We start from the raw sequence: 21,471 nt of genomic DNA on the forward strand, positions 1-21,471 counted from the left end.
GTACCGGTGCAAACTTTTCGTGACGGCCAAGCGCAATTGTTGGCTGATATGGAAAACCGTGACAAGCGCGGGATGGGTAGATTTCGATCCGAGAGATTATGTTGTAGGCATTCGACGTCAGTTTCCAAGCCGGGGGCAGGGCAGATGGAACCAACTCAATTGTTCGAGCTTGTCATCGGGATGTTCCTTGCGATCATCGCGCTGCAATATGCCGCCCATAGGCTCGCACTGCCGCCATCCGTCGCACTGCTGGCCGGTGGTGCATTGCTTGCCTTCGTGCCGGGGCTGCCGGCAATCACCGTCGATCCCGAGTTGGTGCTCGTCATCTTTCTGCCGCCGCTCCTGATGGACGGCGCCTGGTCGATCCCCCTGGCGCGCCTACGGCGCCACATGATCGGCATCGCCTCCCTAGCCGTCGGTGCCGTGTTGTTCACCTGCGCGGTCGTGGCCGTGACTGCGCATCTTCTTTTTCCAGCACTTCCCTGGGCTGCCTGCGCGGCCTTCGGCGCGATCGTTTCGCCGCCGGACGCAGTGTCAGCCCGCGCGGTGCTGGAGCATGTCAGGCTGCCGCGGCGACTTCAAATTCTGTTGGAAGGCGAGAGTTTGCTCAACGACGCGAGCGGTCTGGTTCTCTTCCGTTTTGCCGTTGCCGCCGCCGCAACAGGAACTTTCAGCGTGATGGAAGCGGCCGGCAACTTCTTTGTGCTGGCGCTTGGCGGCGCCGTCGTCGGTTCCGTTATCGGAACGACATGGGTCAAACTTGTCCGGCGTCTCGGCGACGAGTATCTCATCATCGCCGCCACCGTGCTGCTCGCCTGGATTTCCTATCTGCTCGGCGAGTTGCTGCATGTTTCCGGCGTCATCGCCACCGTGACCACAGGGTTGATCGCATCCTGGCACCAGCACACCGTCTTTTCAGCCGCAACGCGGATGCGCGGCACGTCCTTCTGGACCGTGATGATCTTCCTGATGGAAGCTTCTGTTTTCACATTGATCGGGCTGTCTCTTCGGGACGTGGTCGAACGCGGCGGCGGCTTCGCCACCGTGCTCGCGACCATGGGTCTGCCGATGCTCGCGATCCTCTTTGCGCTGGTGATCGCGCGTTTTGCCTGGGTTTTCGCCTCCGATTTCGTCATCCGGTTCTGTGCTGTCCTCGGCTTCGAACGCGCCCGACCGCTGGGCGCCGGCGGCGCCGCCGTCCTCAGTTGGGCGGGCATACGCGGGGTGGTGACGCTCGCCTTGGCACTCAGCCTGCCCGAAGATTTCCCGGGCCGCGACCTCATCCTCGTAACGTCGTTCGCCGTTATTCTCGGAACCGTACTTGTGCAGGGCACGACGTTGGGGCGGGTGATTGCTTGGGCGCGGCTGGCGGGCCCCGAGTTGGAACGGGCGCGCCTTACCATGAGTGAGGCCGAAGCCGCCATGGCGCAGGCGCAGCTCGGGACGGTACAAAACCTGGCGTATGATGCAGAGGGGACTCTCATCCATCCTCAATTGCTGGAGCGATACCAGCGAAGGGCCACAGCGATCGTCGACTACGCCGCGAGAACGGAGCACTACGTGCCGGTTCTCCACGCTCACTTCGATGTCGTTCTCGAGGCTGTTGCAACGGGACGCCGGGAACTCATCCGACTCCACCGCGCCGGCGATATCGATGACGAAACGTTACGCGAGCTGGAGCGGGATCTCGATCTCGAGGAACTGAGTGCGATCTCGGCCAAGGCCTGATTTCGCAGCCCAACCGGAATCGACAATCCATCTTTCAAACCTCGTCGGCAAGCTCTCACAGCCCTCTTTCCGCGTCGATATCCTCAAACAAGGCTGCTTGGTACTCGCGGTTCAACGCTGCTCGGCACGTCGCACGGAGCTCGCGCGACCGTCATTGCCCGCCGGATCGGTTGTTCGTCAGCAAGGGGCCGAGGCAGTCCGATCCGGTTGGCGCAGTCAGGTGGGAGCTTAGCGCGAGGAGAATGTATTGCCCTTTGGGTCCAAGTATTCGTCGCGCCGCTGGGAATATATCTCGTTGAGTGGCCAAGCCGAGCTATGCAATGGTGTTAGGCTGCGGTGGGTATGATGATCGGGCCTTGGTGGGGGCTGGCCGGCTCATTAGGGGCGAAGGCGGCTTTCATCGCGACGCTCTCCTTCTTCTGGTGTGCAATCAGCGCATTTCCGATCGTCGGACTGTCTGCTTTCAAGCCATGTCGTTCGCCCTCTTCCTCGTTGATCATTGGGTATTTTCGTGGAAATACGCGGCTAAATTGATTCTAATTGCTGCCATTATTTGAACATACGTTTCCGCCTGCGATTTTTTCTTCGCCACATTTCGGATGTTCCAAATTATCCAGACAATGGTGAGTAGCAATGAGAATTATTCTCGTCATAGCCCTCACGGTTTTTGCCGTACCGTGTGAGGCCGACATGCTGGTCACGGCTTCGAAATACGATCGCATGCATGAACGCTCCATTTCTTTTCTCGGCATCAATCCCCGGAGAACATCGTGGTGCGGAGCTTTCCTCGCCTTCGTCGCCAAACGATCGTCTCGCCAGCCTCCGGCCAATCCCAACATGGCGGTATCCTGGAAAAGCTTTGGCAAGCCGGTCTTCTTCCGCTCGGCGAAGCGGGGAGACGTCGTTGTCATCCGAAGCGGCAGGCGGTTCCATGTCAGCCTGTTCGATCATTTCGATCAGCGACGCCAATACGTCTACCTCTTTGGAGGCAATCAATCCAACCGGGTCCAGCTGTCGCGCTACCGCGCCAGCTCGGTCGTCGCCGTTCGGCGATGAAGCCGGAATTATGCCTTTCTGCTAGTTCCAGTAAATCCAATAGCTTCGTGGTGGCGGGCCTCGTCCTTCGAGGCCCCTGCGGGGGCGCCTCAGGAGGAGGGCGGAGAGAGGGCGGCCTTGGTTCGTTGTCAGCCTCGGCGGCGCTTGGCCCGACGGTCAGCCCCCGTCCTGAGGTGCGGAGGCTTGAGCCTCAAACGATGAGGGGCGGCTTATCATCGGACTCACCACACAGACCGTCAATCAACCCCGTCCAACACACATATCACGTCGTCGGCGGGAATGGCCGCCAGCCTTTCGCGCTTGACGTCGAACCACCAGGCTCTGACCACATTCTCGGATCGATAGGAGCCATCCGGTTGCTCCACCATCCTGCCGAGCGCAAAGACGGCGACGTCGGGAAACCGGCTGGATGAGCAATAGGCCGGCTGCAGAAGCTCGTGGCGGGGCGACGGCTTTGAGATCGTCACCTGGTCGATCACGGTCCAGACGGGAAGGGTTCCATTCCTGCCGGTCTGGCGTTGAAGCACCAGCGACAGCTTTGCGCCGCATTTGAGCTCGGCTGCCGCATAGGCCGAACCCTCGGCTGTTCCCGACAGAGCAGTTCCGCTGACCTCCACGCAGTCCTTCGCCGGAGGAGGCGTGGATTTGCCACGTGCCTCGCTGGCATGGGAGGCGGCCGGCACCAGAGCGAGAAGAGCGGCAATCGCAGGGAGATATTGAGACATGGGAGGCCGTTGAGAACATGTGGCGAGGGAGGGGTGCTGGCTGAATCCTTAGTCCTGCACAGAGGACGGTAGCTTTGCTCGGAGATGAGTCAATAGCCGATCCGCTACGGTGTGCGGAACTTCGGCAGCGCCGGCGCGTGGACGCCCTCGTCCCGTGTTGTTGCGGTGCGCAGGCCAGAGGCCGGAACCTCGAAGGAGGGGGCGGGTGGCTGGGCACTTGGCAGCGCACGCAATATGCAATGGCGACTCTGACGCAATGTTAATTAGCACTGGCGTCAGCCGCAGCTGACGCTCCGGAAGGCAGCGATGATGCTGTCGGCGGCCAGCCGGGCTTCGTCCGCGGTCGTCTGGAAATTGGTGACGGAGAGGCGCAGGACGTCGCGGCGGCGCCATTTGGCGCCGCCGGCAAAGAGGGTGGCGTCGTCGCGGATCTTTGCGATGGTCTTGCGGGTGATGGCGTCGCTTTCATCGTCCGGGCGGTCGGCGGCGAAGCGGAGGATGAGCTGGTTCAGCGTGATCTCGTTCAAGATGGTAATGCCTGGTTCGCGCTGGAGGTGCTCGGCCAGCAGGCGGGCGGACGCGCAACATTGGTCGATGAGGGCGGCGATGCCATCGCGGCCGAGATGTTTCAGCATCGCCCAGGTGGCGAAGCCGCGGGCGCGCCGGGAAAGCTCCGGCACGTAATGGGAAGGATCGCGCTCGCCCTCGGCGGCGAGCGGCAGGTAGCTTGCGGCGATCGTCATGGCGCGGCGGTGGGCGAGCTCGTGGCGCACGATGGCATAGCCGCAGTCATAGGGCGTCTGCAGCCATTTGTGGCCGTCGGTTGCCCAGCTGTCGGCCGCCTCGACGCCACGGCTGAGACGGCTGAATTTCTCCGAAGCCTGCGCCCACAGGCCGAAGGCGCCGTCGACATGCACCCAGGCGCCTTTTTCCCGAAGGGCCGGGATCAAGCGGATGAACTCGTCGAAGCCGCCTGTATTGATCTGCCCGGCCTGGAGAATGGCGATGCAGGGGCCGCTGACCGGGGCAAGCGCGTCGCCGAGTGCGGCCGGATCGATCCGTCCCATCGGGTCGGTCGGCAGACGCAGCACGCGGTCATGGCCGAGACCGAGGAATTGAAGCGCCGAGAAGACCGTCGTGTGGGCGTCGTCGCCGATCAGCACGGTGATCTCGGGCGCGCCGAACAGGCCTTTGGCATCCGCATCCCAGCCGGCCTTGCGCAGCACCTCGCCGCGGGCGGCGGCAAGGCAGGTGAAGTTGGCGACCGTGGCTCCCGTGACGAAGCCGACGGAGCTTTCGGCCGGCAGCTTCAGGATGTCGAGAAGCCATCTCGCCGCGATGGTTTCGACGGCGGCCGCGGCCGGGGCGGCGACGTGGTTTCCGGCATTCTGGCCCCAGGCGCTGGTGAGGAAATCGGCCGCGACGCCGACCGGATGAGAGCCGCCGATGACCCAGCCAAAGAAGCGCGGGCCGGTGGTGAAATGCAGGCCGGGCTCGGCGTCCGCTGCGAGCTGTCTGATGACATCGCCCATCTCGGCGCCAGCGGCCGGCAGCGGCTCGTCGAAGGCGGCGAGCGAGGCGGCGTAATCGTGCCGGGGCACATGGCGTGCCGGCGCGCGCTCACGAAAGCCGGCTGCAAGCCGGGCGGCTTCCTGAAACAAAGATGCGATTGCCGACATGCGGGTTCCCCCTGCGCCGACGCCCGCCGCTCCTGGGGACCGCCTCCAAGCAAGCTGTCGGTGCCGGCAAGTCTAGCCGATATCGCCGTGGCTGTCTTGGTTCGCAAAGGATCGATCCCAGGCGGGTTTGGGTTCGGCTGAAGCATTGCGGCGCGGAGCAAAGCCTTACAGCATATCCCCCAGGCTCCAATGGTTGTCCCAGCGGACGTCGATTTCGTCGTCGACATTCTGGTAGCGGATATCGGTAGAGAGGCGGAGCCGCCGGGCGCGGCCCTCGTTGGTGGTGGCGGCGTGAATCATGTAGGGGGAGTGCAGCACGACGTCGCCAGCCTCGTAATCGGCGGCGAGCCAGCGGGTGTTAAACCGATGGGCCATGTCGGGCAGATCCTTGGAGATCCAGCCGCCCTCGGCCATGTGGCTGTTATAGGCGCTGATCCGCTCTTCCGGCGAGAGATCACCGCTCTTTGCCTGGAATTCGGCCTCCATCCTACGGCCGAGCGCATGCGAGCCTTCGAGGTAGACGAGGCCGCCCATTTCGGCGGGAGTGTCGCCGATCGGGATCCAGGCGGTGACGAGCCGGCTGGTGCCGCCGCGGAGGTAGACGAGGTCGTAATGGGCGGGCGTGGCCACCGCCGTGCCGGGTTGGACATAGCGCATCAGCTTGCGTTTATGGAGATAGGAGATGCCCTGGAGAAAGATGTCCATGAAGTGCACGAGCCGCGGCTGGGCGCAGAAGCCTTCATAGGCAGCCGAGCGGACGATCGACATCAGGCGGCGGTTGGCAAGGTTCCAGTCGACGTCCCCGACGGCAGCGACGCCGAGGGCAAGATCATAGCCCGGCGCCAACAGGCCGGCTTCGGCGAGGTGGGTGAAGACCCAACGACGGAAATCAATCACTTCGGCGCGCGGCAGGAGGCCTTTCAGCCAGACATAACCATGCTCCTCATAGCCGTGGCGGATAGCCTCGGTGCCAATTCCGGGATCGGTCGGCGCGAGTGCGCCGAGCCTTGCAGCGGGGATCGTTTTACCATGGGCGGCGAGGGGCGTTTGCATCTCGGCGGCATTCGCGACAATTGACATTTCATTCACCCCCGCTTTGACTTACCTGCCTTCAGCCTGCGGGCTGCGTGGGCTGGCCGCCATGGAGGAAAGCTGCAGCTGGATTTTTCGCTCATGACACAAGCCGAGGCCATCTATCGATCTCCCCTTGCCGCCGCCGGCGGGCTTGCCGTGGCCGGCAGCGGCAGGCAACATGCGCGCCATGCCGTCAAGGACAGGAAGCTGCCGAGTTTTGCAGCCGTGCTGGTGGAGCGCGGGCAGGGGTTTCTCGAAACCGCTGCAGGCGGGCGCCAGCCCGTGGAGGGGCCGGCGCTCTTCTGGCTGTTTCCGAACCGCCCGCACTCCTATGGGCCTGACGAAGGCGGATGGGATGAGCGCTGGGCGCTGTTTGAAGGTTCGTTCACGCGCGATTTCGTGCGGATGCGGCTGGTTGACGAGCGCCATCCCCTCGTGACTCTGCGCCATATCGAGGAGGTGGTGCGGCTCTTCGCGCAGTTGCATGCTGATCTCATCGACGACAGCCATCTCGGACAGGCCTCGGCGGCATTGGCGCTCCATCGCATCGTCATCACCGCTGCGCGGCAGGCGAGCGCTGCGGCAGGTCGCAAAGGCGAGGGCGCGACTGGCGATCTCGTCGAGACGTTGCGGGGCAGGGCGCTGCAGCCGCTCGACCTTGCCTCGTTTGCCGCCGAGCATGGCATATCTCCCGCGACGCTGCGGCGGAAATTTATCGCCGAAACGGGCATGCCGCCCAAGGACTTCCAGCTTCGGGCGCGTATGGACCAGGCCAAGCAACTGCTCGCCACGTCAGACGAGAAGATCGAAACCGTCGCAGCCATGGTCGGCATCGAAGACCCGTTCTATTTTTCTCGCGTCTTTCGAGAGCGCGAGGGCTGCAGCCCCCGTGAATTCCGGATGCGGTTCAAGCGGGGTTGAGCTGTTGCAGCCATAGGTTCCTCGCCTTTGGCCGGGATGCTGAAGAAATCAAGCAATGCGTGAGGCATTGCGCGATTTTCTCCAATAAAGTTCTATTTCATGCTGTCTATTTTTGAAATTTTCCAGGAATTGCTAAAATCTATTGCCTTCTCTCTAAGTATCCATCAATGATGTGCGAAATATCATTCGCGCTGCTGTCAAGGCCGCTCTGTCGATCAGCGAGGGATGTGCACTGAAATATTTCATTCTCTATGCGCTCGTGTGCTCGGCGGTCGGGATAGTTCTTCTCGTCGTCATCCATCAGATTGCATCGTTTCAGATGGAGAGGCCTGGGGATCAGACGGCCTTCGAACCGGATGATCTGGTCGTGCGGTCGACCCGCGAACCGGCACCGGGGGCGAGCGGCCAGCAACCAACCCAAGGACCATCGGTCCGCACCGATCAATGGGATCTCCGCCCAACCGGCGAGCCGACTGTTCGCAAGGGTGGCAGGGTGGGAACTCCGGCGCAGTGATGGTGCTGTCGTTAGGTTTGTTGCATGGGGACGCTTGTCCTTTGGGCACCTTTGACGGACGCCACTTCCCCTCCCTCATCCCTGTCCCCGGGCCTGACCCGAGGACAGGGATGAGGGAATTGGGAGCAGCGTTCGCGCCCGGTTCTCCCAGCCTCGTTGGTGCGGTGCCCTCCAACCTCCCTCATGACGAGGTTCTCTCGAGCCTTGGCGTGCCGCGACGGGACAACAGAAGCCGAACCCGCCGCTTTCCCGATTGCATCCAATGCAGCCGGCTGCGATGACATATCTCCGATATTCCGGGAGGTGGCGATGGATGCAGGCGGCGTGACGATCAGGCTCATAGGTGGAGACGAGGTGGAGGCTTTTCGGCGTATCCGCCTGGAAGCGCTTCGCGCCGATCCGTCTTCCTTTGCCAGCCGCTACGAAGACTGGGAAATCCTGTCTCTGCAGGAGTGGCGCGATCGGCTGAGCGAACCGGTTTTCATCGCCTTTCAGGAAGGCGAACCCGTCGGCATCATGGGCCTGTTTCGGCAGCGGCCGAGCAAGATGGCCCACCGCGCCACGATCGTCATGGTCTATGTCTGCGCCAAGCTTCGCGGAACGGGCCTTGCCGTCAAACTGCTGGAGACGATTTCCGATCACGCGCGCGATATCGGCATCCGTCAATTGGAACTCTTCGTCAGCGCCGAAAACTCGGCGGCGATGCGGTTCTACCAGCGGCAAGGTTTTGCCGAGATCGGCCGTATCCCCGGCGGCGTGCTGGAGGATGGCAGAGAGATCGACGACGTGATGATGGCGCGGCGGCTGGTGGGTTAGGCCGGGGCCGCGCGGCGGGCCATCCGGCCTCTTGACCTCCAGCAGGATTGGGGTTGCAGGATGCCGCCTGAATCGGAGGTTGCCGTGATGAAAATCCTCATGGAGAGTGTGTCGGTGTAGATTTTGATTCAAGAAGGTGCTCAAGCCTCTTCACTCGGTCTATTCGCGCCTTCTGCCGTCAGGCCCAGCACATCCCGCATGCCATATTCGCCGGGTGCGCGCCCTGCGATCCAGCGGGCGGCGGCAAGCGCGCCGCGGGCGAACATGCCGCGATCGAGAGCCGAATGCGACAGCGTCACGACTTCATCGGCGGCGGCGAACAGGACGCTGTGTTCTCCGACGAGCCCGCCGGCGCGCACGACGGCAAAGCCGATCTCGCCGGGCGGTCGCTGGCCGGTGACGCCGTCACGCCCACGCCGCTCGACGGATGCGAGGGAAACGCCGCGGCCCTCAGCGGCTGCTTCGCCGAGCATCAGCGCCGTACCGGATGGTGCATCGATCTTTCTGTTGTGGTGGGCTTCGAGGATTTCGATGTCCCAGCCATGCGCGGGAAGAGCGCGCGCAGCCTGGGCGACGAGGCCGACCAGCATGTTGACGCCAATGGAGAAGTTGCCGGAGCGCAGGATCGGAATCGTTCGGGCGGCGGCTGCGATCCGTTGGATCTCATTCGGCTCGAAACCTGTCGCTCCGATCACCAGGGCCGGCCCGCCTGACGAGGCGCAGAGGCCGGCGAGTTCGGCGGCGGCATTTCCCGTCGTGAAATCCAGGATCACGTCGGCGGCTGCGATTGCGGCCGCACGGTCGATCAGCCCTTCACCGGCGGAGCCGGGACGGCCGATACCGCCGATGACCGCAAAAGCCGGATCGGCCGCGAGCAGCGGCAGTATGGTGCGACCCATGCGGCCGTTCGCGCCGGCGACGGCTATTTTGACAGGTGAGCTCACTTGTTTTCCTTGACTGGCATATTTCCGATGGAGCGGCCGCTTGCATCCGGCATTCGCGCCGGAACGGCATTCTGCACCTACCGCACTTGCGCTCCCGGCGCAAAGCAGGGGATTTGTTGCCACCGTCCCTGTGAACGCCTGGCCTTACCAGTTGCCGGGATCGGCGGTGTGATCGATGCTGGCGAATTCATCAGCCTTGTTCCGGTCGAGATTTATCTCCGTGGTCGCCTTCTTCTCGTCGGTGACCGAGTAGCGGTCAGGGACCGGTCCCTTCGAAAGTTCCTGATACAGGAGCAAGGCTGCCTCCTCGGCGGTATCGGCGTCGATCTCGCGGGTGAGGGTAACGGTGAACTTGTGCATTGGCTTCGTACCTTTCAATCGGCGCGCAGACGATGCGCAGCCTGCACAGTCTGACACGCTTTGCGGCCGGACACAGCAAGCGATGGTTCCAGATCTTTATGGATGTCGTGGCGCCGGAGCCGCCGTCAAGCCAGGCATCGATACGCATCCGCGATCTGCGCGTATCGCCTGCGCGGCGATCGCCTTCGCCGGGTGCGTGGATCAAGCCGAACAAGGCCCTCGCCGAAATAAGCTGTATGGGCTGGAGAAAGGCGGTTTCCCTCTTATTTGAACAGGAATTGCAAACCAAGAGGGAAGGACCGCATAATGGCAAAAAACACGATCTGCCTATGGTACAACAAAGACGCCGAGGATGCCGCCCGCTTTTATGCTGCGACTTTTCCCGACAGCGCGGTGGGTGCTGTCACTCGGGCGCCGGGAGATTATCCTGACGGCAAACAGGGAGACGTTTTGGTTGTTGAATTCACCGTCGCGGGTATTCCTTGCATCGGTCTGAACGGCGGCCCTGCATTCAAACACAGTGAAGCCTTCTCGTTTCAAATCGCCACGGAGGATCAGGAAGAAACCGATCGCTACTGGAACGCCATCGTCGGTAATGGCGGCCAGGAAAGCGAGTGTGGCTGGTGCAAGGACAAATGGGGTCTGTCCTGGCAGATCACCCCCCGCGTCCTCTCAGAAGCGCTCTCGGCGGGTGGTGATCAGGCAAAGCGTGCTTTTGACGCGATGATGACGATGAGAAAGATCGATGTCGCGGCGATCGAGGCGGCTCGGCGCGGTTGAGGCGCCATTGCCTGCCCGAGGCCGACAGGTGCCAGCCTGTCAGAACCAGAGATCGCGTACGCAGCGCCCGTCGGAGGGAAGGTCTTTGAATGTGTCCAGCCCGTCGAAATGATCGATGGGGAGATCAGCTTATTCCACAAGTCCGAAAATGGGGCCGTAGCCGCCGTGCCAGGACCAGTCGTTGCGGCCCAATGCCGGATAGTAAAGCCCAACACCTCGTCCGCCATCGAGGAACAAGGCGTCGGCGCATTGCAGCCGGTCCCGGAAGAGCCGTGCGAAATCGTGGAAATTGACCCTGTCTTCACTGATTGCGAAGCGAACCACGCCGTCTGCGCAAACGCCGACCCCGCTCCGGCGGGTTCGATCTGTCGATGCGAAGATGAAGATCGGATTCAGCTTTCCCGCGATGACGAGCATCGGGCCGGACTGCGTGGCGAACCGCACTTTTAGGGCACGCGTCAGAAATTCATCGGTCGGAAGTATGCCGGCGCCTGCTTCACCGAGAAAGAACACGCCGCTCGGTTTCTTGTAGAAATTCGGGACCTGACCGGGGGCGCCTCCCGTCTCTGTGGTATTGGCGGGTTTCAATTCCGTGGCGTTTTCGACGTACAGCCCCATCGGCGAAAAATCGGCTCGGTACATTCCGGCATTGACGGCCAGTACCAGCGTTTTCCCCTCGGTGCGAAGGGCTTCGGCAAGGCTCGAAAAAGTGCGGTATGGCGCGCCATCGGCGCCCTTCCAGAACAGGCGCAGGTCGGCCTTTCCTCCTTCCAGCGTGCAGACGACATATTTTGCCGCTTCGAAGGTTTCCGGTTCGCATGGCTCGGCATGCGCCTGATGTCCGGACGCCATCGTTGCTGCCAGCATCATGGCCGCGGCGAGCACGCCTTGTTTGAGATCGATCATTCGTATTTCGTCCTCGAACCGCTCACCATGTGCCCGCCAACGCGGTGCCGGCGAGCAGCACGCCGGTCAGGATATTGGCGAGGAACAGGCGAAATTCAGATCCGGGCGGGCAAGGTCTAACCGCCGCGTCTGCCAGAAAAAATGGGCGATCACCAGCATCCCGACCGCAGATGGCGGCGGCATCTCCAACAGCCAGCCCCCGAGCGACCACGCCCCAACCGCCAGAGCATAGAACAGGCCAATCTGCGCCAGCCGCGTGTATGGCCGCCACGCGGCCGGTAACCGGCGATCCCCCCAGTCGCCATGGTGGGATGTCGCCGAGATCCGGGCGGCCGAGAGTCGTCATGTTGTGGCCTGAAATTCCTATCGCAAACTCTGGAATGCCTCAGCTTTTCATCGCATCGGCGGCGACCAGAATAGGAATTTTTGCAAGTACGGCAACGTCTCGCCCCTCCGTGAGACCTCCGTTGCGAGAACGAAAGCTGCGCGGCTTACTCCTTTTCTCTCCGGCGGGGAGAGGCGCCTATCGGGCAGATAAGGGTGAAGAGTATTCGACGGGCGCCTTGAGCATAAGCGAAGGGCACAGACATCCCGAAATTCCGAGACATTCCTACCAGGCGGTGCGGGCGGTCCCGAGTGCTGTCGTGTGAGACGACGTGACGTATGCGACGTACGTCTTGAGCGACACGACGCAGTTTCCGGGATAGCTGAGTTTGTGCAACGTCAAGTGTTTCAGCAACGCATCGGCATTGCGCTTTTCGGTTAGCGGAAATGTCATCGTCATGCGAGTTCTCCAACGAACAGACCGAGCATCGGCAGAAGTAATGGTTAGATTCTTTTGCGTCGCAACAAGAAAGTTTTAATCACAAAATTAAAATCGATTAGCCCTGCGTCGGCGATTTTTAAAATCGTTTGAAATGGCATAGCCTTTCCATGGGAACCTTAGCTGTCCTGGGCGTGAGCGAGAATCCCGGAGTACGGCTCCCCCCCCGGAAGCAGAGCCGAAACGCTGAAATGATGGAACTGACGGGGCGCAGCAAGGCGACAGGCTTGCTGATCGCTTCGGAGAGGATGGCGGCGGTTTCGGCACCCGCTCACTGGGCGGAGCAGAACATGGACGCAATCTTTGCGGCGCAGCATGCTTACGATGAAAGGGACACTGGTTGATGGTGCCGGCACTTCGAAGCATCTGGTTGCGCCGCGCCGCAGGGCTGGTTCGCGCCAAGGAAGATTTGCGAGCCATCATGGCGCCTTCTGCACAACGCGTGATGTCGCAAGCAACATCTGCTGTCACTCGCTTACGCGGTCCTCATCCTGCGCAGGCGTGCTGCGCACCACCGCCATGCAGGCGCAACGACGTAGCCGACGGCCGGGATGGCTGCAAGGCCGAGGAGGATGCCGACGAGACCTGAGCCGACAGCTTGGACCAGCCAGGAAACCACGCCGCCAACGGCCGGCATTGCATGCGCGGCGCCTTCTCCGGCATCGTGGAGCAGATGGCTCAGCCAGGCAAAGCCAAAGCCTTCGGCGCCGTGCACAATGATGCCGCCGCCGACCCAGATCATCGCCGCCGTCCCGATGAGACCCAGTACCTTGAGAAGATAGGGCATGCCCCGCACAAGGCCGCGCCCGAGCAAGCGCGGGAACGCGCCTGTCCGCGAGCGGGAAGAGCGCTGGGCAAGCCAGAGGCCGAAGTCGTCCGCCTTCACGATCAAGGCGACGACGCCGTAGACAGCGGCCGTGATCAGAGAGCCGACCAGCGCGAGGACCAGCGCCTGCATCGCCAGACCCGACTCCGACAGCGAGCCGAGGGTGATCGCCATGATCTCGGCCGAGAGGATGAAATCGGTTCTGATGGCGCTCGCGACCCTTTCGTCCTCGAAGGTTCTGGGGTCGACGCTGATCGTCTCGAGGGCGTTCTCGTGGGCATGGGCCGCGTGCGGCACGACGAGTTCGTAGACCTTTTCGGCGCCTTCGTAGCAAAGGTAGAGCCCACCGAGCATGAGCAGCGGCGTCACTGCCTGCGGCATGAGAAGGCTGAGGACGAGTGCGGCCGGCAGGAGGAACACCAGTTTGTTCTTGAGAGAACCAATGGCGATTTTTGCGATGATCGGCAGTTCGCGTGCCGCCGAGAGGCCGGTCACGTAACGCGGCGTGACGGCTGCGTCGTCGATCACGACGCCGGCGGCTTTGGCGCCGGCTCTGCCCGCCTGGGCGACTACGTCGTCCAGAGAAGCGGCGGCCGCCTTTGCAAGCACTGCGACATCGTCAAGGAGGGCAATCAGGCCGACACTCACAAGCAAACCTCTCATTCAGGGACAATGGCTGGCAAGAATATCCAATCGGGCGACAGCCGGGAAGGGCGCCTCTTCCGATGGTTGGTGGTGCCTGATCAAAAGGTCAGGCATCACCCCGGCGGGACGGAGTACATGGCGTAGGGGATTTCCTGCCGTGTGCAAGCGAGCCGCTCATTCAATCTGGATATGCATATGGTCATCATGACGCGCGGCTCGGCAGCCCTGGAAGCGGACATGGGCATCGGTGATGCCAAGCGCATTCTTCAGATGCGGCTCGATGAAGATCTTCTGCAGGTCAAAGCGTGCGACGCCTACCGTCGTCAGCCAGGCGATCGCTGCCGCGGTGTGCTGCTCCTCGATCCCATAGACAGGGAAGAGAGGCTGCAGGGTATCAAAATCCCAACGCGTGGTGAGCCAATCGTGGCGACCCGCGCAGGGTAGTTCGTCGCCCGGGGCAGGCTCCTCGAAGGCAAAATAGCCGATCGGGGAGCGTGTGGCGCCGTTCAGGAAGGCGCCGTCGGCATCTTTGTAATAATAGGCGAAATCGAGCTTCTTGCCGTCGGCATGAGAGAGATGCGGCAGCAGCGGAAAACCGTTGACGAAGGGAAAGTTTGCATCCAGCGCGACGGTAACGGTACCGGGAAACTGCTTATCCATGTGGGCGGCGAGTGCCCCTGCCAGATCGCGCAGTTCAGGCGTCACGTAGTTGCGGTTGAGCGCGCAGTAGATTGGCGAGCGGATGACCAGCGGATCGGCAGTGCCGGCGAAGCAGGAAAGCGGAACCCGGCCGAATGTGGGTGCGGTGAGGTGCGCGACGAAGGTGGCGCCGGCGTAGAGAAGCAGAAAGAGCGCGAGGCTGGCCGCAAATCGGCGCAGGCGCAAGGCGCGTGCGACGGCAAGCGTTATCAAATAGGCGAGGCCGCCGATCTGGGTGAGCAGCGTCAGAATGATGACGATCAGAGCGTGGAGGATAAAGCGGAGCACGGGGCAGCCCTGTGGAGGGGAAGTTGCATTGCCATAGGTGAGGGAGTGAGGATGCGCAAGACGGTCGGCGCACCCGGCTGACACTTCGAGCACTTCGGGTCCATTTTGGCAGCCGGAATTGACAGCGGAATTTATCTGACTTAAGTCAGATAATATGGCTTGCGATCCTGTCGCCCGCGTCCGTCGCTTCAACCGCGCCGTCACCTCCGAAGTCGGCGCTCTGGATACGTCTTTCCTTGGACGCGGTCGTCCGCTCGGTGCTGCTCGCGTCCTCAATTCGATCGGTCGTGGCCAATCGGATGTTGCGGCAATCCGCGATTATCTCGGTCTTGACTCGGGCCTGATGAGCCGTCTGCTGCGCGGGCTGGAGGAGGAGGGGCTGATCGAGACCATCCCGAACGATCGCGATGCCCGTCGCCGCATCACCAGGTTGACCAGCACCGGCGAGTGCGAGTTTCAGGCTTATGAAGCACTTTCCAATGCCCAGGCCGAAGCGTTTCTGGCGCGTCATCGCCGCCCGGACGAACTCCTGCGCGCCATGGATATGGTCGCCTGCTCGCTTGGACGCGACCAGATCGTGCTGGAGGAGAAAGATCCTCGGCACGACGATGCCCGCTATTGCCTGAACGAATATTACGGCGAACTCGCACGCCGTTTCGACAAGGGTTTCGACGTCTCGCTTTCCCGCGATCCTGACGCCAAGGACATGATCCGCCCGCGCGGCGCGTTCCTGGTCGCGATGTCCGACGGCCTGCCGATCGGTTGTGTCGGGTTGAAGGGCAATGGCGGCAAGGTGGCGGAGATCAAGAGGCTCTGGGTCGCCCCTTCCGCGCGTGGCCTCGGGATGGCAAAACGGCTTATGTCGGCTGCCGAGACGATCGCCCGCGAGTTGTCCATCCGGCTCCTGCGTCTGGATACCAACAGCGTTCTTGCCGAGGCACAGCAGCTCTATCGCGGTACCGGCTGGACCGAGATCGAGCGGTTCAATGACGATCCATATCCGGATACGTTCTTCGAAAAAAGTCTTTGAGCGGGACCAGCTTTGTCCTGAGATGGCTGCGTTGGTGCTGTGCGACGCTTGTGCGCGGCGGCGCGGCCTCACCGTTGATGGCGTTGCGGGACATCCAAGGGTGAGGGCGCGGAGCCAGTTGCGAATATCCTCAGACGCGCATCGACAGCTCGATGTCCTCTTCGAACGGGACGGACAGATAGCCAGCGGCGGCGGAGCGAACGCGGGCGAGATATTCGGGACTGAGGTCGGCATTGTCAGCGACGATGAGGGCACCCGGTCGAAGTCGGTCTTCTACCAGCTCCAGGATGTCACGATAAAGGCCCTTGGCGCCGTCGAGAAACAGGAGGTCGATGGTATCAGGAAGATCGGTGCCGAGGGTGTGGAGGGCATCTCCCTCACGGGTTTCGACAAGGTCGATGAGGCCGCCAGCCGTCAAGTTTTCGCGCGCCCGCCTCAGTTTCGACGGTTCGAACTCGCTGGTGATCAGCCGGCCGCCGCCATTGTCGCGCAGTGCTGCAGCAAGGTGGAGGGTCGAGATGCCGAAGGATGTGCCGAACTCGATGATCGTTTGAGCACGGCAGCTGCGCGCCAGCATGTAGAGCAGCGTGCCGGCCTCGCGCGAGACAGGAAGCCAGAGATCCCTCAGGCGCCCGTAAAGGTCGAGATATTCCGTCTTGCTGCTGATCAGGCGCATCCTCTCCTCGCTGGAAAGCTCGGATATGGCGGGGCTCGTCGCCGCAGCGGCTTCTTCGAACAGGCGGTGGAGGAGAGGCGCGAGCGGCGCGGTGGTGAGTGTCGTCATTGGAGGGCTCCTTGGAATGATGAGGTTCTTGCGCTGGGTGAAAAATACGAATATTCCCTCGCGTTTTCCAATCGCATTGCGGAGCGCCGCCATGAGCGACCGGCCAAGTACCCGGATTTCTTCACGAAAGCAGCCTAAGCAGGCCCGCTCGACGGAGCTCGTGGCGGCGATCCTCGATGCTGCTGCTCAGGTTTTGGCGCGTGAGGGAGCCCATCGCTTCACCACGGCGAGGGTAGCGGAGAGGGCGGGCGTCAGTATCGGTTCGCTCTACCAATATTTCCCCAACAAGGCGGCAATCCTCTTCCGGCTGCAGAGCGACGAATGGCGGCAGACGAACGGCATGCTCGCCGATATTCTTGCCGATGCACAACGACCGCCGTTCGAACGGCTGCGCAGCCTCGTTCACGCCTTTCTTCGCTCCGAGTGTGAGGAGGCGGCGATGCGAGTGGCGCTTCACGACGCAGCGCCGCTCTATCGCGATGCGCCGGAGGCGCAGGCGGCGAGGGCGTCGGGAGACCGCATCATCGGGCTGTTCATGGAGGAGGTGCTGCCATCGGTCTCGGAGGCAAGCCGGGCACTTGCCGGTGACCTGATCGTCACGACGCTCGCCACGGTGGGCAAGCAGTTCTCGGAGGCTCCCCGAAGCTTGAGCGAGATCGAAACCTACGCCGAAGCCATGGCCGAGATGTTCGCAGCCTACCTCGAAAAGCTCGAATCCGGGACACTGTGAACTCCTAACAAAGGACCGCATCACGGCAAATGAGAGGCTTTCTGCGAGCCGCCCACGGATTATCGCAACCCTATCACGGCGCAGGGGGCAGCCCTGATGGACCGATTTCTGCTTTCTACTGATGGTCCAACTGCTTCGACAGTTCGACAAAAAGCCCGTCCTGGGCGATGTCCATCTGAACGAGATCGATGGCAACGGTGATGGCGCGGCGTCCTTTCTCTACGCTCATTCTGCAGCAATGCCACAGCTATTTGGACACGCTTGGTTGACGACAAGTCGAGAACAGGACTGCCGAGCGTTCTGGTCCGCTGACGCAGGTAGGATGTCGCAGACAGCGAATGCCGAGATTGGGCGATGTCGAGCGGGAAAAGCTTCTGAAACCCTGGCGTCGCCTTACCGGGCTAATCCGTAAGACTTCTGCTTGGCCAGGCTCCGTTTGATCCGCCCGGACGAGCGTCTGTTATAATCGCGGCGATCCCGGTCGCATGGACCGGCCGAACTTTGCGAGGCGTCAGATGACTGACGTTCAGGAACGGCTCCTCGAGAGCAAGATGACCGAGATCCGGCAGGCCCGGTCCTGGAGTCCGCGGGGCATCGCCAAATTCGAAAGCCTGATCCGCAGCGGTGACGATCTGTCCCTCTACCGCATCAACCCGCTGGCTTTCGCGCACGACGGCGCCATTTCGGAGGCGGAAAGCATCGATCTCTTTCTCCATGCGACGCGCAGCGGTTTGTTCGAGATGCGCTGGGACGTCGTGTGTCCCCAATCCGGAATGGTGCTCGACAGTTTCGGCGCCTTGAGAACGCTGAAGACGCACTATGTCTGCGGCCTGTGCGACGTCTCCGGCGAAACCGACCTCGACGATTTCATCGAGGTCACCTTCACAGTGTCGCCGCAACTGCGCCGGCTGTCTTTTCACGATCCCGGCTCGCTCTCGGTCGAGGATTTTCACTGGAAGGCACGGTTTCTCAGCGATGCGCGACTGCCCGGTCAGCAGGTCCGCTTTCTCGACGTGTTGAAAGGGCTGGTACGCGGCCTTTCCTTCCTGGCGCCGGGTTCAGTCACGACGATCAGGGCTGAACTCGGCCCAGGTGCGCTTGCCGGCCTCAATGTAGAGACCCAGGCGAGCTTTGCGCTACCGGTGGCAGGCGAGCCCGTTACGGCGCCGGCACTCCTCAGGATCGGGTACGACGGTCGGCATTTTTGCCGCTCGTCCTCAGCGGTTCGGCCCGGTCCGGTCATCGTCGAAGTCGAGAACTCGGCTGCCGTGCGTGGCTCGCTGCTTCTCATCAACTGGCCCCCCGAGATTCTGGCGCAGGCCATCAAGCCTGTTCTCGATTTCGATCCTTACATGTCGGGCGGAATGCTGCTTGCGCGCCAGACATTTCGGCGGCTGTTTCGCTCCGAATGCGTTGATGAAAGGGAGGGCCTCGGCATCCGCCAGGTGACGCTTCTGTTCACCGATCTCAAGGGTTCGACCGCGATGTACCAGCGGCTCGGCGATCTTAATGCCTATGCACTGGTGCGTGAACATTTCGCCCTGCTCGGCGCCACGGTGCAGGAGCATTCGGGCGCAATCGTCAAGACGATCGGCGACGCGGTGATGGCGGCCTTCTCCCGCCCGAGCGACGCCATCTCGGCTGCTCTGCATATGCTTGAAGAAATCGAGCGCTTCAACGGCGAGCATGGCGATCCCAGCATCATCCTGAAGATCGGCGCCCATTGCGGCCCGTCGATCGCCGTGACCTTGAACGACAACCTCGATTATTTCGGGCAGACCGTCAATGTCGCGGCACGAGTGCAGTCATTGGCCGAGGCCGGCGAGATCTGTCTATCCGAAGCCCTGTTTTCGGCGCCTGACGTCAGCCGGCTGCTCTCCGGCCACAGGCTGGTCGCCTTCGAGGCTCCGCTTCGGGGCGTGGAGGGGATGGCATGCGTCTACCGGGTGATGCCGGGCTAATCTCACGTCCTTGATTTATGCATGACTTCATCCCGCGCCGCGGCACCTTCTTGGGCACATGCATTTCACCATTTGCAACGGGCAATGCTGCCCAGAAGGAGGAGAATACGATGTTGAAACGCACAGCTGCAGCCATCGTTGTCGCCGCCGCATCCGCACTGCCCGTCCTTGCACAGGACGCGATGATGAAATGCGACGAGGCGTCGATAATGAAAATGCAGTCCGACATGGACGCCATGACCGATCCAGCCATGAAGGAAAAGAAGGAAATGGCCTCCAAGGAGATGATGATGGCCAAGGATTCCATGACGGCCAACAAGATGGACGACTGCAAGATGCACATGGAAAACGCCCTGAAAAGCATGGGCAAAATGTGACGCCGTTGACACCGGGCGAGACGGCCTTGCACAGCCGCCTCGTCCAGGCGCCGGGATGAATGTGTTTCCGGCGGCGCTCGCGCCGGAGAGATCGCCGGACTGAACCGGCGGCTCGGTTATTTCGCCAGCACGAGATGCGTGGCTTTTTCGCTGGCGACATGCTCGGTGACGCGGAAGCCCAGCGCAGGAAGATCGATGCCTGCAAACATTGCTTCGCCCTTGCCGAGCACGACGGGCGACACAGCGAAATGCAGCTCGTCGATCAGACCCGCCTGCAGATATTGGCGGACGGTCGCCACTCCGCCGCCGATCTTCACATCTTTATCGCCGGCCGCCGCCTTCGCCTGATCGAGCGCCTCATGAATGCCGCCGGTGACGAAGTGGAAGGTGGTGCCGCCCTCCATGACGAGCGGTTCGCGTGCATAATGGGTGAGGATATAGGTCGGCGCGTGATAGGGCGGGTTCGGCCCCCACCAGCCTTTCCAGGCATCGTGGGGCCATTCGCCGCGGATCGGGCCGAACATGTTGCGCCCGAGAATGAAGGCGCCGAAATTGGCCATGGCGCGGGACGCATAATCCTCGTCGATGCCTGTGGAACCGTCGTCCTTACCCATCATCGCGCGGAAGGTGCGCGTGTGGAAGAACCACTGAAACATTTCCGATCCGCGCTTTCCGAGCGGATCATTCAGGCCCTGCTCCGGCCCGGCGCCGAAGCCATCCACGGAAACGGAAAAACCCGCGACGCGCACCTTGGACATGCTTTCCTCCATCTGATTGCGAATTGAAACTAGTTGTTATCTCGCATAAGTAATCCTATAATGCAACTGGTTTCTGCAGGAGATGCTTGGTGGATATAGAATTGCGGTCCGGCTGTCCGATCAACCTGACGATGGAGGTGCTGGGCGACCGATGGAGTCTGATTATCATCCGCGACATCATGTTCGGCAACCGCCGGCATTTCCGCGATCTGCTCAATCATTCGGAGGAGGGGATCGCCTCCAATATCCTGGCGGCGCGGCTGAAGCGGCTGCTCTCGCTCGGCTTCATCAGCAAGCGGGACGATCCGAGCCACAGCCAGAAAGCAATCTACAGCCTGACGGAGCCGGCGATCCAGCTCGTTCCCCTCTTCGCCATGATCGGCGCCTGGGGCAGGCGTCACCTGCCGGTGAGCGAGGATCTCAGCATCCGCGCCGAGTTGCTGGAAGAGGGCGGTCAGCCGCTCTGGGACGAATTCATGGAGGATCTCCGGCAGATCCACATCGTTGATCCGATCGGCGGGGCGAACGGGACAGTGACCTCGCCGGTGCTGACGCGATTGACGGCGGCGTTTCTGGAGGTGCGGGAGAAGATGGCGGCTGAGGTGGCGTGATTTAGGCGAAGGGCATGTTGCCGTAGAATTCGCCGTCCCAGATCCAGAAGAGAAGGACTGTCAGCAGCGGTCCCGACACAATGCGCGGTTTGCCGCCGACATTGAGATCGTCGAGGAATTTTGGTCGGTCCTGGCGCAGCCGCTGGAGTTCGCAGCGGATATAGGCTTGATCGCTGGCACGACGGGGATCTGAAGACCAGCCGGCGGCGAGCGCGGCTTCGAAGCCCGTGAGGTTATCCAGTTCGGGCGCAAGCAGGACGACGCGGCTGGCGGGCGGCGTCATGGCGTCTGCTGATGTCATAGATCACCTTGCAGATGCAGCCGTTCGGAAAGATCTTGGGGAAACAAGCACGACAGAGCGCTGATGGGAAGCGTTTCCGTGGCAGCAGAAAGCACCGCATCAACGGGCGGGGCCTTCTCTCAGTACCGGCTGACT

23 protein-coding genes and 3 pseudogenes are annotated in these 21,471 nt (G+C 61.9%); 11 read left to right on the forward strand and 15 right to left on the reverse strand.

Annotation, left to right across the window (positions count from 1 at the left end; genetic code table 11):
* Positions 1 to 144 precede the first annotated feature (144 nt).
* Positions 145 to 1,728: a Na+/H+ antiporter gene (locus tag HJC00_RS13340; protein WP_221153481.1), complete on the forward strand. Its 1,584-nt coding sequence runs from the start codon at positions 145 to 147 to the stop codon at positions 1,726 to 1,728.
* Between the two features lie 326 nt (positions 1,729 to 2,054).
* Here the strand turns inward: HJC00_RS13340 and HJC00_RS13345 are convergent, their stop codons facing one another.
* Complete coding sequence (locus HJC00_RS13345; RefSeq protein ID WP_221122693.1) at positions 2,055 to 2,228, reverse strand: hypothetical protein; 174 nt, start codon at positions 2,226 to 2,228, stop codon at positions 2,055 to 2,057.
* A 133-nt stretch (positions 2,229 to 2,361) separates the two neighbouring features.
* Here HJC00_RS13345 and HJC00_RS13350 point away from each other — a divergent pair, with 133 nt between their 5' ends.
* Positions 2,362 to 2,784: a TIGR02594 family protein gene (locus HJC00_RS13350; protein WP_210630895.1), complete on the forward strand. Its 423-nt coding sequence runs from the start codon at positions 2,362 to 2,364 to the stop codon at positions 2,782 to 2,784.
* A gap of 236 nt (positions 2,785 to 3,020) precedes the next feature.
* Here the strand turns inward: HJC00_RS13350 and HJC00_RS13355 are convergent, their stop codons facing one another.
* From HJC00_RS13355 to HJC00_RS13365, 3 genes are all read right to left on the reverse strand, one after another.
* Positions 3,021 to 3,509 carry a hypothetical protein gene (locus tag HJC00_RS13355; RefSeq protein WP_259672251.1) on the reverse strand — a complete coding sequence of 163 codons (489 nt, stop codon included), beginning with the start codon at positions 3,507 to 3,509 and terminating at the stop codon, positions 3,021 to 3,023.
* A gap of 275 nt (positions 3,510 to 3,784) precedes the next feature.
* The gene (locus HJC00_RS13360; RefSeq protein WP_221122695.1) at positions 3,785 to 5,188 is read right to left on the reverse strand and encodes a pyridoxal-dependent decarboxylase; all 1,404 of its coding nucleotides are present in this window, start codon (positions 5,186 to 5,188) and stop codon (positions 3,785 to 3,787) included.
* A gap of 165 nt (positions 5,189 to 5,353) precedes the next feature.
* The gene (locus HJC00_RS13365) at positions 5,354 to 6,268 is read right to left on the reverse strand and encodes a phytanoyl-CoA dioxygenase family protein (RefSeq protein WP_221164160.1); all 915 of its coding nucleotides are present in this window, start codon (positions 6,266 to 6,268) and stop codon (positions 5,354 to 5,356) included.
* A gap of 93 nt (positions 6,269 to 6,361) precedes the next feature.
* Between HJC00_RS13365 and HJC00_RS13370 the strand changes: the two genes are divergently transcribed.
* The 3 genes from HJC00_RS13370 (at position 6,362) to HJC00_RS13375 (ending at position 8,513) form a co-directional block, all read left to right on the forward strand.
* Positions 6,362 to 7,183, forward strand: coding sequence for an AraC family transcriptional regulator (locus HJC00_RS13370; protein ID WP_221122696.1), 822 nt, complete (start codon positions 6,362 to 6,364; stop codon positions 7,181 to 7,183).
* A 184-nt stretch (positions 7,184 to 7,367) separates the two neighbouring features.
* Complete coding sequence (locus tag HJC00_RS32515) at positions 7,368 to 7,697, forward strand: hypothetical protein (RefSeq protein ID WP_311043516.1); 330 nt, start codon at positions 7,368 to 7,370, stop codon at positions 7,695 to 7,697.
* A gap of 309 nt (positions 7,698 to 8,006) precedes the next feature.
* Complete coding sequence (locus HJC00_RS13375) at positions 8,007 to 8,513, forward strand: GNAT family N-acetyltransferase (protein ID WP_221153483.1); 507 nt, start codon at positions 8,007 to 8,009, stop codon at positions 8,511 to 8,513.
* A 140-nt stretch (positions 8,514 to 8,653) separates the two neighbouring features.
* Here the strand turns inward: HJC00_RS13375 and dapB are convergent, their stop codons facing one another.
* Together dapB and HJC00_RS13385 are read right to left on the reverse strand one after the other, a co-directional pair.
* The gene (dapB, locus tag HJC00_RS13380; RefSeq protein WP_210630899.1) at positions 8,654 to 9,457 is read right to left on the reverse strand and encodes a 4-hydroxy-tetrahydrodipicolinate reductase; all 804 of its coding nucleotides are present in this window, start codon (positions 9,455 to 9,457) and stop codon (positions 8,654 to 8,656) included.
* A 144-nt stretch (positions 9,458 to 9,601) separates the two neighbouring features.
* A complete protein-coding gene (locus HJC00_RS13385; RefSeq protein ID WP_210630900.1) occupies positions 9,602 to 9,817 on the reverse strand; it encodes a hypothetical protein in 216 nt (71 codons plus the stop codon).
* A 306-nt stretch (positions 9,818 to 10,123) separates the two neighbouring features.
* Here HJC00_RS13385 and HJC00_RS13390 point away from each other — a divergent pair, with 306 nt between their 5' ends.
* Positions 10,124 to 10,597, forward strand: coding sequence for a VOC family protein (locus HJC00_RS13390; protein WP_210630901.1), 474 nt, complete (start codon positions 10,124 to 10,126; stop codon positions 10,595 to 10,597).
* 39 nt (positions 10,598 to 10,636) lie between these two features.
* Here HJC00_RS13390 and HJC00_RS33015 read toward each other — a convergent pair.
* From HJC00_RS33015 to HJC00_RS13410, 6 genes and pseudogenes are all read right to left on the reverse strand, one after another.
* Positions 10,637 to 10,720: pseudogene (locus tag HJC00_RS33015) on the reverse strand (GFA family protein); the annotation flags it as partial.
* Positions 10,721 to 10,726: 6 nt separating this feature from the next.
* The gene (locus tag HJC00_RS13395) at positions 10,727 to 11,503 is read right to left on the reverse strand and encodes a phosphodiester glycosidase family protein (protein WP_221122697.1); all 777 of its coding nucleotides are present in this window, start codon (positions 11,501 to 11,503) and stop codon (positions 10,727 to 10,729) included.
* 22 nt (positions 11,504 to 11,525) lie between these two features.
* Positions 11,526 to 11,746, reverse strand: a pseudogene (locus HJC00_RS32520) (4-hydroxybenzoate octaprenyltransferase); the annotation flags it as partial.
* 367 nt (positions 11,747 to 12,113) lie between these two features.
* Positions 12,114 to 12,287: a hypothetical protein gene (locus HJC00_RS13400; protein ID WP_210630903.1), complete on the reverse strand. Its 174-nt coding sequence runs from the start codon at positions 12,285 to 12,287 to the stop codon at positions 12,114 to 12,116.
* Positions 12,288 to 12,801: 514 nt separating this feature from the next.
* Entirely contained in the window at positions 12,802 to 13,800 is a 999-nt protein-coding gene (locus HJC00_RS13405; protein ID WP_210630904.1) for a DUF808 domain-containing protein, read from the reverse strand.
* 171 nt (positions 13,801 to 13,971) lie between these two features.
* Entirely contained in the window at positions 13,972 to 14,784 is an 813-nt protein-coding gene (locus tag HJC00_RS13410) for a hypothetical protein (protein WP_210630905.1), read from the reverse strand.
* 154 nt (positions 14,785 to 14,938) lie between these two features.
* Between HJC00_RS13410 and HJC00_RS13415 the strand changes: the two genes are divergently transcribed.
* Complete coding sequence (locus tag HJC00_RS13415; protein ID WP_210630906.1) at positions 14,939 to 15,814, forward strand: bifunctional helix-turn-helix transcriptional regulator/GNAT family N-acetyltransferase; 876 nt, start codon at positions 14,939 to 14,941, stop codon at positions 15,812 to 15,814.
* Between the two features lie 130 nt (positions 15,815 to 15,944).
* On the opposite strand, the gene HJC00_RS13420 is transcribed toward HJC00_RS13415, so the two are convergent.
* Positions 15,945 to 16,598: an O-methyltransferase gene (locus HJC00_RS13420; protein ID WP_210630907.1), complete on the reverse strand. Its 654-nt coding sequence runs from the start codon at positions 16,596 to 16,598 to the stop codon at positions 15,945 to 15,947.
* A 91-nt stretch (positions 16,599 to 16,689) separates the two neighbouring features.
* Here HJC00_RS13420 and HJC00_RS13425 point away from each other — a divergent pair, with 91 nt between their 5' ends.
* From HJC00_RS13425 to HJC00_RS13435, 3 genes are all read left to right on the forward strand, one after another.
* Positions 16,690 to 17,328, forward strand: coding sequence for a TetR family transcriptional regulator (locus tag HJC00_RS13425; RefSeq protein WP_221145349.1), 639 nt, complete (start codon positions 16,690 to 16,692; stop codon positions 17,326 to 17,328).
* A gap of 515 nt (positions 17,329 to 17,843) precedes the next feature.
* Positions 17,844 to 19,289 (forward strand): adenylate/guanylate cyclase domain-containing protein, encoded by a 1,446-nt coding sequence (locus HJC00_RS13430; protein WP_221164161.1) that lies wholly within the window; start codon positions 17,844 to 17,846, stop codon positions 19,287 to 19,289.
* 17 nt (positions 19,290 to 19,306) lie between these two features.
* On the forward strand, positions 19,307 to 19,666 hold the full coding sequence (locus HJC00_RS13435; RefSeq protein ID WP_259672252.1) for a hypothetical protein: 360 nt from the start codon (positions 19,307 to 19,309) through the stop codon (positions 19,664 to 19,666).
* A gap of 116 nt (positions 19,667 to 19,782) precedes the next feature.
* Here the strand turns inward: HJC00_RS13435 and HJC00_RS13440 are convergent, their stop codons facing one another.
* A complete protein-coding gene (locus HJC00_RS13440) occupies positions 19,783 to 20,424 on the reverse strand; it encodes a dihydrofolate reductase family protein (RefSeq protein WP_221164162.1) in 642 nt (213 codons plus the stop codon).
* Positions 20,425 to 20,513: 89 nt separating this feature from the next.
* Between HJC00_RS13440 and HJC00_RS13445 the strand changes: the two genes are divergently transcribed.
* Complete coding sequence (locus HJC00_RS13445) at positions 20,514 to 21,035, forward strand: helix-turn-helix domain-containing protein (RefSeq protein ID WP_210630910.1); 522 nt, start codon at positions 20,514 to 20,516, stop codon at positions 21,033 to 21,035.
* Positions 21,036 to 21,048: 13 nt separating this feature from the next.
* On the opposite strand, the pseudogene HJC00_RS13450 reads toward HJC00_RS13445, so the two are convergent.
* A pseudogene (locus tag HJC00_RS13450) lies at positions 21,049 to 21,336 on the reverse strand (GNAT family N-acetyltransferase); the annotation flags it as partial.
* Positions 21,337 to 21,471 lie beyond the last annotated feature (135 nt).

The organism is Rhizobium sp. NLR22b, assembly GCF_019685295.1.
Lineage (GTDB): Bacteria > Pseudomonadota > Alphaproteobacteria > Rhizobiales > Rhizobiaceae > Rhizobium.

Coding starts and splice junctions, on each gene's coding strand:
- HJC00_RS13415 (WP_210630906.1), top strand. CDS start 14,939: ATGGCTTGCGATCCTGTCGCCCGCGTCCGTCGCTTCAACCGCGCCGTC.
- HJC00_RS13430 (WP_221164161.1), top strand. CDS start 17,844: ATGACTGACGTTCAGGAACGGCTCCTCGAGAGCAAGATGACCGAGATC.
- HJC00_RS13345 (WP_221122693.1), bottom strand. CDS start 2,228: ATGATCAACGAGGAAGAGGGCGAACGACATGGCTTGAAAGCAGACAGT.
- HJC00_RS13400 (WP_210630903.1), bottom strand. CDS start 12,287: ATGACGATGACATTTCCGCTAACCGAAAAGCGCAATGCCGATGCGTTG.
- HJC00_RS13390 (WP_210630901.1), top strand. CDS start 10,124: ATGGCAAAAAACACGATCTGCCTATGGTACAACAAAGACGCCGAGGAT.
- HJC00_RS13385 (WP_210630900.1), bottom strand. CDS start 9,817: ATGCACAAGTTCACCGTTACCCTCACCCGCGAGATCGACGCCGATACC.
- HJC00_RS13370 (WP_221122696.1), top strand. CDS start 6,362: ATGACACAAGCCGAGGCCATCTATCGATCTCCCCTTGCCGCCGCCGGC.
- HJC00_RS13375 (WP_221153483.1), top strand. CDS start 8,007: ATGGATGCAGGCGGCGTGACGATCAGGCTCATAGGTGGAGACGAGGTG.
- HJC00_RS13360 (WP_221122695.1), bottom strand. CDS start 5,188: ATGTCGGCAATCGCATCTTTGTTTCAGGAAGCCGCCCGGCTTGCAGCC.
- HJC00_RS13435 (WP_259672252.1), top strand. CDS start 19,307: ATGCATGACTTCATCCCGCGCCGCGGCACCTTCTTGGGCACATGCATT.
- HJC00_RS13350 (WP_210630895.1), top strand. CDS start 2,362: ATGAGAATTATTCTCGTCATAGCCCTCACGGTTTTTGCCGTACCGTGT.
- HJC00_RS13420 (WP_210630907.1), bottom strand. CDS start 16,598: ATGACGACACTCACCACCGCGCCGCTCGCGCCTCTCCTCCACCGCCTG.
- HJC00_RS13365 (WP_221164160.1), bottom strand. CDS start 6,268: ATGTCAATTGTCGCGAATGCCGCCGAGATGCAAACGCCCCTCGCCGCC.
- HJC00_RS13355 (WP_259672251.1), bottom strand. CDS start 3,509: ATGTCTCAATATCTCCCTGCGATTGCCGCTCTTCTCGCTCTGGTGCCG.
- HJC00_RS13440 (WP_221164162.1), bottom strand. CDS start 20,424: ATGTCCAAGGTGCGCGTCGCGGGTTTTTCCGTTTCCGTGGATGGCTTC.
- HJC00_RS13425 (WP_221145349.1), top strand. CDS start 16,690: ATGAGCGACCGGCCAAGTACCCGGATTTCTTCACGAAAGCAGCCTAAG.
- HJC00_RS13395 (WP_221122697.1), bottom strand. CDS start 11,503: ATGATCGATCTCAAACAAGGCGTGCTCGCCGCGGCCATGATGCTGGCA.
- HJC00_RS13340 (WP_221153481.1), top strand. CDS start 145: ATGGAACCAACTCAATTGTTCGAGCTTGTCATCGGGATGTTCCTTGCG.